The sequence below is a fragment of the Pseudomonas entomophila genome, assembly GCF_013523165.1.
Classification (GTDB): domain Bacteria; phylum Pseudomonadota; class Gammaproteobacteria; order Pseudomonadales; family Pseudomonadaceae; genus Aquipseudomonas; species Aquipseudomonas entomophila_A.
In genome coordinates this window covers 58,048-67,703 of sequence record NZ_JAAMQI010000003.1, presented here as the reverse complement: position 1 = coordinate 67,703, position 9,656 = coordinate 58,048, and the positions used below count along the sequence as shown (strand labels likewise).

The window sequence follows — 9,656 nt, the reverse complement described above, 5'->3', positions numbered from 1 at the left end:
GGCGGCAAGGTCCCTCTTGGCGAATGAGGCGGCGATTCAAGCACCCCACCCCCGGCCTGTATGTCCCCCCAAACCCGGACACCGGAGGGCACTGTCCCAGGTCAAGGTGTCAACGTGCCACCACTGGGCTGCCAGGGATGCCCGATGGCCAACTGTCCCCTTTTTTCGGTACAGACACGGGGCGGGATTCGGGCTTGAATCGGCCCCTTGACTGCCGACCGACCGTCCGGTCATGCACGGCACGGATGCCAGAGACGAACCAATCCAGGATGATGACGGCATGAAATTCAGCCACCACAGCACCCATGAACCCGATCCAGCGCTGTACCTGCGTCTGGGCGAACTGATCGCCAGCGCGGGCGAGGCCTCCTTCGCCGAGCAGCTGTTCGCGTTCGTCGGCGACCAGGTACCGATCCAGGGTCTGGACTTGCAGGAGTGGTCGGTGCACGCCGACCCTCGTCGGGTACGGGTATCGCGTACGCTGGGCCAGGCGACCCCCGAGCATCCACCTCGGGCGCCCGAGGCGCTGGCCGCGTCGATGCTCGACAGCGTGCTGGACATGGAAGCGCCCCTGCTGGTGCAGTACAAGGCCGCCCAGGACCTGCCGCGGTCTGCGCGCGCCGGGCATGCCTGCTCGGTGGTGTCGTGCCGCGGCCCGCTGCGCTGGGTGATCGGCTTTCACCGCTCGGCCCAATTGCGCGGGTTCAGCTTGAGCGAGCTGTCGCTGCTCAAGGTGCTGTCCGATACCCTGCTGCCCTTGGTCGAACAGCATGCCCAGATGACCCCCCTGCCGGCGCCGACCGCCGGCACCGACGACATCCCCGTCGACCCGGGCTCGCTGCGCTCGGCTTTTGCCGGACGCCTGGCGCACCAGGCGGTGACCCTGTCGGCCCGCGAGCAGGAGGTGTGCCTGGGGCTGCTGACGGGGGTCACCGTGCCGGAGCTGGCCGAGCGTTTGAAGGTCAAGGGCAGCTCCGTGGAAACCTACCTCAAGCGCGCCACGGCCAAGCTGGGCGTAAGCGGGCGGCGTGGGTTGACGCGGTGGATGGTGGGCGTTTGAGGGGGAGGTGACGGGCGGGGGCTGTAGAGGCCTGTCGTGAGCGTGATTCATCCCCCTGTGGGAGTCCGCCCGCCGCCTTGGCGCCGCGCTGTCGCGCAAAGAACATGACGATAGCTGGCAGGATCCGGAGCTTCATTGCTAATCGATTTTAGGGCCGCTTTGCGGCCCATCGCGGCACTGGGGCCGCTCCCACATGGGACTGCGATTGCCTGTGCCACTGCGGCGGGTGTAGGAGCGGCCCCTGTGCCGCGATTGGGCCCGCAGGGCCCACGAAATCCTGAAATTATTCCTTTTAAAATCAACAAGATATTTTATTTTCTATAAGAGCGGGCTTGCCCGCGATGCAGGCGGTGATGGGTCGGACGCTATCGCGGGCAAGCCCGCTCCCATAAGCTGCTCGCGCAGCCATGCCTACACCAACAGACTGCAGAGATCTGAGTGGGAGCTGGCTTGCCAGCGATTAGGGCCCTGTCAGGCACCGCCTGCGTCGTGGGTAAGCCCACACATCAGCCCATGCGGTCGGGCATGTACCGAGTAGAAGAAGACAGTTGCTCCCACAGGATGGGCTGCCCTTGCCTATCAGGCAGGTGAACGTACAGTCGATACGGCTATGGCCGTTCACCCACGCCCAACCCTTCGATGAAGATGGTCGCCGTCTTCGCGCCGATGCCTTCGAAGGCCATCAGCTTCGGCATCAGCGATGCAGGGTCGTCGATCAGCTGGCTGACGCTTCCGGCATGCACCTGCTCGAGCCGCAGGGCGAGCGCATGCAGGCGCCGGGCCGTGGACTCGTCATAGCGGGCATAGCCGCCCTGCCCCAGCACCCTCACCAACTGCCGGTGCTCGGTCCCATGCAGGGTCCGGGCGTCGGCCAGCACGCCCGCAGCACGCAGGCAATCGAAGGTCTTCATCGCCACGGTCGCGCGTATGCGCTTGCCCATCAGAAAGCTGGCGACCAGCCACTGAAACCGTGCAGGTTCACCGCCGTGAACGAGGTCCAGGCCCAGGTCGGCCGGGGTCACGCGCGCGGTCATGTCAGGCCGCCCTGCTCACTGCCAGCCCAGCTCACGGCGAATCGCCGCGCGGTACGGGGTGTCCAGTTGCCGGGGCACCTGCTCGATGTAGTGACGCGCATGCTGCCCTGCCTCGCCCTCGAGCTGGTCGAGGTAGCCGATGGCGTCCTCCTGGGAAGGCAGGCGGTTTTCCACCCCCGCGAACCGCGGCGGCAGGCCGGTCCAGATGACGGCGTCCAGCCCTCGGGCCGCCGCCCAGGGAATGAGGTGGCCGCCGTGCCCCTGCCTGACCAGCGCACTCCCGACGCCATCGGTGCGCTGCTCCGGGATCTGTTCGCGTGCGCGCAGCATCCGGCAGGCGTCTGCCAGGTCATCGGTGTCGACCAGGCTCCAGAACACCGGAAGCGCTGGCGCGGTCAGGCACAGGGCGGTGGACAGCTCGCCCCCATCGGCGACGCGGCAGAACTCCACTGCCACGTCCGGGCCATCGGCGCGCCAGTCGCCCTGCACACGCAGAGGGCCGGTTTTCCAGAGCAGGGAGCCCCAGCCAAGGCAGGCAATCTTCATCTGTGGGTCTCTCAGGTCAAAGGTGGCTTGTCTGGAATGGACACTGGCCGCTGGCCAGCGTTTCCCCCGATTCGTCCGGCTGTCCGGGCATGTCCTGCCTCACCGGTCCGATACAGCGCCTTGCCGATGCGGGAGCACGCTAGCCGCATGGGCAGATGTAACAGTGTGTTTCAGCTATAGACGTTATATAATTACATTACATATCATGGCCGCCCTCTTCATTCGATGAACGATCGTTCATCCACGGGGCAAGGAAGGCCTTTACCGCGCGGCTTCGCGGGCGACGCCGACCTTGCCGCCGGTCGTCAACCAGAAGGAATGCTTCCCCGTGGTCATCCAGCACCGCCTGAAACTGCTCGCGGCCTCGTTCGCCGCCTGGGCTGCCGTCTCGTCCGCTACCGTGGCCGCCGAAGCGCGCGTCTTCGACGTCGTGGCGCCGTTCGAGATCGTCGGCCTGGACCCCTCGGTGTCCGGCTTCATCTTCCAGCGCATGCAAGTCACCGAAACCCTGCTCGAAGCGGACGCCGACGGCCAGCCGATCCCTGCCCTGGCCGAGCGCTGGCGCGTGTCCGAGGACGGCAAGACCTGGCACCTGACACTGCGCCAGGGCGTCACGTTCCACGACGGCAGCCCCCTGACCGCTGCCGCTGCGGCCCATGCCTTGAACGTCGCGCGCAGCAAGCCGGGCATCCTGCGCAATGCGGCGATCCGTGCCATCACCGCCGAGGGCAACGATGTCGTCCTACAGCTCGACCAGCCCTTCGCGCCGCTGCTGTCGCTGCTGGCGCATTCCTCGACCAGCATCCTGGCGCCGGCCGCCTACGATGCCCAGGACGCGGTGAAGGCGATCATCGCCACCGGCCCCTACCGCACCACCCTGGTCGAACCCCCGCAACGCCTGAAGACCGAGCGCTTCGAGGCGTACTGGGGCGCCAGGCCGGTCATCGAGAAGGCCACCTACCTGGGCGCTGGCCGTGGCGAGACGCGCACGCTGATGGCCGAAAGCGGCGGCGCCGAACTGGTGTTCCAGCTCGACCCGCCCAGCATCGCCCGGCTGTCCCGCGCGCAGAACGTGCAGGTGCTGACCGGCCCGGTCCCTCGGGTGGTGATGCTGGCGGTCAATTCGGGCGCCGGCGCCACGGCTTCTGTCGAGGTGCGCCGTGCCCTGAGCCTGGCGATGCAGCGCGAAGGCATCGCGGCGGCCGTCCTGCGCGCCCCGGGCACTGCGGCCACGCAGATGTTCGCCGCCAACGTCACGGCCTGGCACGACGCCAGCCTGCCGCCGCTGCGCCATGACCCCGCGGCGGCCAAGGCATTGCTCACGGCCGAGGGCTGGATGCCCGGCCCCGACGGCATCCTGGAAAAGAACGGCGAGCGCCTGCACCTCAAGCTGCTGACCTTCGGCGATCGCCCTGAACTGGCGCTGATCGCCACTGCGCTGCAGGCCCAGCTCAAGGACGTCGGCGTGGACGTCGAGGTGGCCGTGGAGAACCTCAGCGCCATCCCGGCGGCCTATCATGACGGCAGCCTGCAACTGGCCCTGTTCTCGCGCAACTACGCCCTGGTGCCCGACCCGCTGGTGACCCTGTATGGCGACTTCGGCCAGGGCGGCGCCGAGTGGGGGCCGCTGGGCTGGAAGGACCCGGTCTTCGACCAGGCCATGACCGCGCTGCTGAACAGCCGGACACCGGCCGAGCGGCAGGCGCTGCGCCACACGATGCTGGCCGAGGTCCAGCGCGAGCTGCCGCTCATTCCGGTGGCCTGGTATCGCCAGTCGATCGCGGTCTCCAAGGACGTGGAAGGCGCGGCCATCGACCCGTTCGAGCGCACCTTCGGCCTGAGCACGATGCGGTGGGCCCAATGATCCGACTGCTGGGGTTTCGCCTGTTCCAGGCGTTGATGGTGGCGCTGCTGGTCGGTGCCCTCACCTTCCTGCTGATGAGCCTGCTGCCGGGCGATGCCGCCTACCGCATCGCCGCAGGCCGCTACGGCTATGACATGGTCAACGGTGCGGCGGCACAGGCCGTGCGCGCCGAACTGAACCTCGACCAGCCGGTGCTCTGGCGCTTCGTCGGCTGGATGGGCGACGTGCTGACCTTCGACCTGGGCACGTCGCTGGTCTCGGGCACGCCGGTGGCCGAGGTGGTTCGCCACGAGCTGGGCAGCTCGGTGCGCCTGGCGCTGGGGGCGGTGCTGCTGTCCCTGCTGATCGGCCCGCCGTTGGGCGTGCTGGCCGGCCTGCGCCCCGGGGGCTGGCTCGACAAGGCGCTGCTGCTGTCGAGCACGGCCACCCGCGCCGTCCCGCACTTTGTGCTGGGCGTGGTGCTGGTGCTGGTCTTCGCGGTCTCGCTGGCCCTGCTGCCGTCGGCCGGGCACGGCACCTGGGCGCACAGCGTGCTGCCGACACTGACCCTGGCCCTGGGCCTGGCGGCGGTGTCGTCGCGGGTGGCGCGGGACGCCACGGTCAAGGTCGCGGCCTCGCCGTTCTATGCCTTCGGCCGGCTCAAGGGCCTGGGCGCGGCGCGGGTGTTCCAGCGCCACGGCCTGCGCAACATCGGCGTGCCGGTGGTCACCTACCTCGGCGTGCAGCTGGTGTACCTGATCGAGGGCGTGGTGGTGGTCGAGACGCTGTTCGCCTGGCCTGGCATCGGCCATGGACTGGTGCACGCCATCGTCCAGCGCGACCTGCCCCTGGTGCAGGGCACGGCCCTGGCGATGGGCCTGATGTTCGTGCTGCTCAACACCGGCGTCGACCTGGCCAACCACTTCATCGACCCGCGCAGGAAGAACGCATGAACCTCGAACTCGCCATCGCCGACGCGGCGCCATCCCCGCGTCACCTGCCGCGCCTGATCGGCTACGCCCTGCTCGCCCTGCTGGTGGCCCTGGCCCTCCTGGTGCCGATGCTCTGGGGCCTGGACATCGCCCGGCAGGACTACAACGCCATCCTCTCGCTGCCCTCGGCCGCCCATCCGCTGGGCACCGACCACCTGGGGCGCGACATGCTCGCCCGCCTGGCCTCGGCCGTGCGCCTGTCGCTGGGGCTGGCCGTGGTCAGCGTGGTCACCGCCGCCCTGCCCGGCGTGCTGCTGGGCATCCTCGCCGCCTGGAAAGGCGGCCTGACCGACAAGTGCCTCGGCCTGCTGGCCGAGATGTTCCTGGCCCTGCCGGGGCTGCTGCTGGTGCTGCTGGTGGTGGCCATCCTGCCAGGCTCGTTCATCGCGCTGTACGGTGCGGTCGCCCTGGTGCTGTGGATCGAGTACTTCCGCATGACCCGTGCGCTGGCGCGCACCGTGCTGGCCTCGCCGGCGGTCACCGCCACACGGCTGCTGGGCTTCGGGCCGGCGTACATCATCCGTCGCCACCTGTGGCCGGAGCTGGCCCCGGTGATCCTGACGCTTGCGGCCTTCGGCGCGGCCTCGGCGATCATGGCCATCGCCGCGCTGGGCTTCATCAGCGTCGGGGTGCGCCCGCCCACCGCCGAGCTGGGCCTGATGATCACCGAACTGCTGCCCTACTTCGCCGAGGCACCGTCCATCATCGCCCTGCCGATCCTGGTCATCTTCCTCATCATTCTGTCGCTCATGTTGATCGCTGGAGGGCGTAAAGCGTGAAACCGCTCCTGAAGACCCATGCCCTGGAAATCCGCACCGCCGATATGCAGCTGGTGCAACCCTTGTCGATCGCGCTGTTCCCTGGCGAGGTGCTGAGCATCATCGGCGAGACCGGCTCGGGCAAGAGCCTGTTCGCCCAAGGCGTGGTCGGCAACCTGCCGGCCGGCCTGCACGCCCGAGGCCGCGTTGTGTTCGGCAGCGGGTTTGCCGAAGACGGCGAAGGCGCCGGCCGTCAGGCGCTGTGGGGCCGCGAGATCGCCGTGCTGCCCCAGGAACCCTGGCTGAGCCTGGACCCGACCATGCGCGCCCAGGCCCAGGTGGCGGAGACCTACGAATACGTGGTCGGCACACCGCGTGGCCAGGCCCGCACCCAGGCCGCCCGGGACCTCGATCGCCTGGGCCTGGCGCACACCCAGGACCGCTACCCCTTCCAGCTCTCCGGCGGCATGGCGCAGCGCCTGGCGTTCGCCGCCACCCACGCCGGCGGCGCCCGCGTGATGGTGGCGGACGAGCCGACCAAGGGCCTGGACAGCGCCCGCATCGGCGAGGTCATCAGCCTGCTCAAGGCTGGCCTCGAGGACGGCGGCGCGCTGCTGATCATCACCCACGACATGGACGTCGCCCGTCGCCTGGGCGGCAAGGTGATGATCATGCTCAAGGGCACGATCGTCGAAAGCGGCCTGGCCGACGAGGTGCTGAATCACCCCCAGCACCCCTACACCCGACGGTTGCTGAACGCCGACCCGGCGCACTGGCCCGCGCCGGTTCCTCAGCGGTTCAGCGGTGAGCCGGTGGTGCGCGCCCGCGACCTGGCGGTCAGCCGCGGCGGGCAGACGCTGTTCAGCCACCTCGACTTCGAGGTGCGGGCAGGCGAGATCGTCGGCGTCACCGGACCGTCCGGCTGCGGCAAGTCCACCTTGGGCGACGTCATCCTCGGGCTGATGGATGCCCAGCAAGGCCGTATCGAGCGCCGGCCTGGCACCCCGCGGGTTGCTTACCAGAAGCTGTTCCAGGACCCGGTCGCGGCCTTCCCGCCGACGGTGACGCTGGCGCGCACCCTGAACGACCTGGTCAAGCTGCACCGGCTCGACCCGCACCGCATCGGCCCGCTGCTGACGCGGCTGCGCCTGGAGCCGGCCTTGCTGAACCGCCTGCCGGGCAACGTCTCGGGCGGCGAGCTGCAACGCTTCTCGCTGCTGCGCGTGCTGCTGCTCGACCCGGTGTTCATCTTCGCCGACGAACCCAGCTCGCGCCTGGACCTGATCACGCAACAGGAGATGCTCACGCTGCTGGTCGAGACCGCACGGGAACAGGGCACCGCCGTGCTGCTGGTCAGCCACGACGAGGCCCTGATCGAGGCCGTCTCGGACCAGCGCATTCGCCTGGGCGCACAGGCGAATGCGCCTGCCTGCGCCATCGCCGACGCCTCGCCCCGTCCTTCGCCCGCCCCGCTCAACGTATAGGCCACACTCCGTGAAGACTTCTCTGACGACCTGCTCCTTCGGGCTGGTCCTGCTGGCCAGCCCCCTGGCCAGCGCCGACTCCGCGCAATCGAACGCCAATGGCTTTCTCGAAGACAGCCGCTGGGGCGTGCTGAACCGTTCAGTCTTCGACCAACGCGATTACCGCCACGGCGGGCGCAACGGCGCTGCACGCAACGCCTACAAGCCGCGCGCGGCGCGCAATGGCAAGGCTGAGGAATGGGCCTACGGACTGATGGGTACTTTCCAGTCCGGCTTCACCCCTGGCCTGATCGGTGTCGGCGTGGACGCGCATGCCTACCTGGGCGTACGCCTGGACAGCGGCGGTGGCCGCGCCGGCAAGGCTCGCCTGCTGGGCCTGGACAACGAAGGCCACCCGAAATCGAGCTACGGCCGCGGCGGCGCGGCGGTCAAGCTGCGCCTGGCCGACACGGTGCTGGCGTACGGCGAGCAGCGGGTCAAGACGCCGGTGTTCAGCTCGTCCGACAGCCGCCTGCTGCCCGAAACCGCCACCGGCTGGTTCTTCACGAGCAAGGACATCGAACAGGTGACGCTGGTGGCGGGCCACTTCACCGAAAGCACCGACCGCAACGCCAGCAGTCACGACCGAGGCTTCGTGGTGAACTATTCCAATGGCCGGCAAGGCGACAGCGTCGATGTGATGGGGCTGGTCTGGGCGCCGTCGAGCACGTTCACCGGCAGCCTGTACACCTCGCGCTACGAGGACACCTGGCACCAGCACTACCTGGGCAGCACCTTCGCGCACGCGTTCGACGACCAGCGCAGCCTCAGCCTGGACCTGAACCTGTACCGCACCACCGACACCGGCCGGGCCCTGTCCGGGCGCATCGACAACACCACCTGGAGCCTGATCTCCCGCTACAGCCAGGGGCCGCACACCGTCAGCCTGGGTTGGCAGCAGGTCGATGGGGACACGCCGTTCGATTACGTGACCCGAGGTGCGATCTACCTGAGCAACGCGGTGCAGCTATCGGACTTCAACGCCCCGCACGAGCGGTCCTGGCAGGCCCGTTACGACCTGAACCTGGCGACCTACGGCGTGCCGGGCCTGAGCCTCTCGGCCGCCTATGTGCGCGGTTTCGACATCGATGGCCGGCACGCCGACCCCCGCGGTGGCTACGCGTACCTGGGCTATGGTCAGGGCGGCCAGCACTGGGAGCGCGACCTGGAAGCCAAGTACGTGGTCCAGAGCGGCCAGGCCAAAGGCCTGACCGTCTCGCTGCGCCACAACGTCCACCGCGGCAACGCTGCCCAGGCCGAGCTGGACGCCGACCAGATCCGCCTGGCCGTGGAGTTCCCCCTGACCGGCACGTTCTAGCGTCCCGAGGGCCAGGCCTTTCAACGTCCTTACCTAACACGATGTGGACCACATTGCTGATCTGGCAGAGCGGTTCACCCTTTGTGTGGGAGTCCGCCCGCCGCCTTGGCGCCGCGCTGTCACGCAGAGAACATAACGATAGTTAGCAGGGTCCGGAGCTTTACTGCTAATCGATTTTAGGGCCGCTTTGCGGCCCATCGCGGCCGGTCCGGCGCCCCGGCAGGGGCCGCTCGCCCGTAGCCCCACCGCGCAGAATTGCAGGCTATCGCGATCACCTGTGTGGCGGCCCCAGTGCCGCGATTGGGCCCGCAGGGCCCACAAAAATCTGTAATTAATTACTTTAAAATCAAAAATTTATCTTATGTTTTATGAGAACGGGCTTGCCCGCGATTCAGGCGGTGATGCACCGGACGCTATCGCGGGCAAGCCCGCTCCCACACAGATGGCCGCGCGTACCTGCATCATGCCGGTGAATCGATGGGTGCAACACGACGCTATCCTGGCGCTTTTTCCAAAGACGTTGAAAGGCCTGGTCGTGAGGACGCATCGAGCAGCGCTGCCCGGAATTTTACGGGCGTGGTG

General features: G+C 68.2%; 8 protein-coding genes. 6 read left to right on the top strand and 2 right to left on the bottom strand.

What is annotated here, in order from left to right:
* Positions 1–280 precede the first annotated feature (280 nt).
* Positions 281–1,060, top strand: a complete 780-nt coding sequence (locus tag G7Z99_RS03330) for a helix-turn-helix domain-containing protein (RefSeq protein ID WP_181092020.1) — start codon at positions 281–283, stop codon at positions 1,058–1,060.
* A gap of 608 nt (positions 1,061–1,668) precedes the next feature.
* Here G7Z99_RS03330 and G7Z99_RS03325 read toward each other — a convergent pair.
* Both G7Z99_RS03325 and G7Z99_RS03320 read right to left on the bottom strand, forming a co-directional pair.
* Positions 1,669–2,094, bottom strand: a complete 426-nt coding sequence (locus G7Z99_RS03325; RefSeq protein ID WP_181092018.1) for a DNA methylase — start codon at positions 2,092–2,094, stop codon at positions 1,669–1,671.
* A 15-nt stretch (positions 2,095–2,109) separates the two neighbouring features.
* A complete protein-coding gene (locus G7Z99_RS03320) occupies positions 2,110–2,640 on the bottom strand; it encodes a hypothetical protein (RefSeq protein WP_181092016.1) in 531 nt (176 codons plus the stop codon).
* 328 nt (positions 2,641–2,968) lie between these two features.
* On the opposite strand from G7Z99_RS03320, the gene G7Z99_RS03315 reads away from it, so the two are divergent.
* From G7Z99_RS03315 to G7Z99_RS03295, 5 genes are read left to right on the top strand one after another with little or no spacing between them, the layout of a single operon-like run.
* Positions 2,969–4,504 carry an ABC transporter substrate-binding protein gene (locus G7Z99_RS03315; RefSeq protein WP_181092014.1) on the top strand — a complete coding sequence of 512 codons (1,536 nt, stop codon included), beginning with the start codon at positions 2,969–2,971 and terminating at the stop codon, positions 4,502–4,504.
* The gene (locus tag G7Z99_RS03310) at positions 4,501–5,436 is read left to right on the top strand and encodes an ABC transporter permease (RefSeq protein ID WP_181092012.1); all 936 of its coding nucleotides are present in this window, start codon (positions 4,501–4,503) and stop codon (positions 5,434–5,436) included. The genes G7Z99_RS03315 and G7Z99_RS03310 overlap by 4 nt, the downstream gene beginning before the upstream one ends.
* Positions 5,433–6,254 (top strand): ABC transporter permease, encoded by an 822-nt coding sequence (locus tag G7Z99_RS03305; protein ID WP_181092010.1) that lies wholly within the window; start codon positions 5,433–5,435, stop codon positions 6,252–6,254. The genes G7Z99_RS03310 and G7Z99_RS03305 overlap by 4 nt, the downstream gene beginning before the upstream one ends.
* Complete coding sequence (locus G7Z99_RS03300; protein ID WP_181092008.1) at positions 6,251–7,717, top strand: ABC transporter ATP-binding protein; 1,467 nt, start codon at positions 6,251–6,253, stop codon at positions 7,715–7,717. Before G7Z99_RS03305 ends, G7Z99_RS03300 begins: the two co-directional genes overlap by 4 nt.
* Positions 7,718–7,727: 10 nt before the next feature.
* Positions 7,728–9,074, top strand: coding sequence for an OprD family porin (locus G7Z99_RS03295; protein WP_308812274.1), 1,347 nt, complete (start codon positions 7,728–7,730; stop codon positions 9,072–9,074).
* The last annotated feature ends 582 nt before the right edge of the window (positions 9,075–9,656 follow it).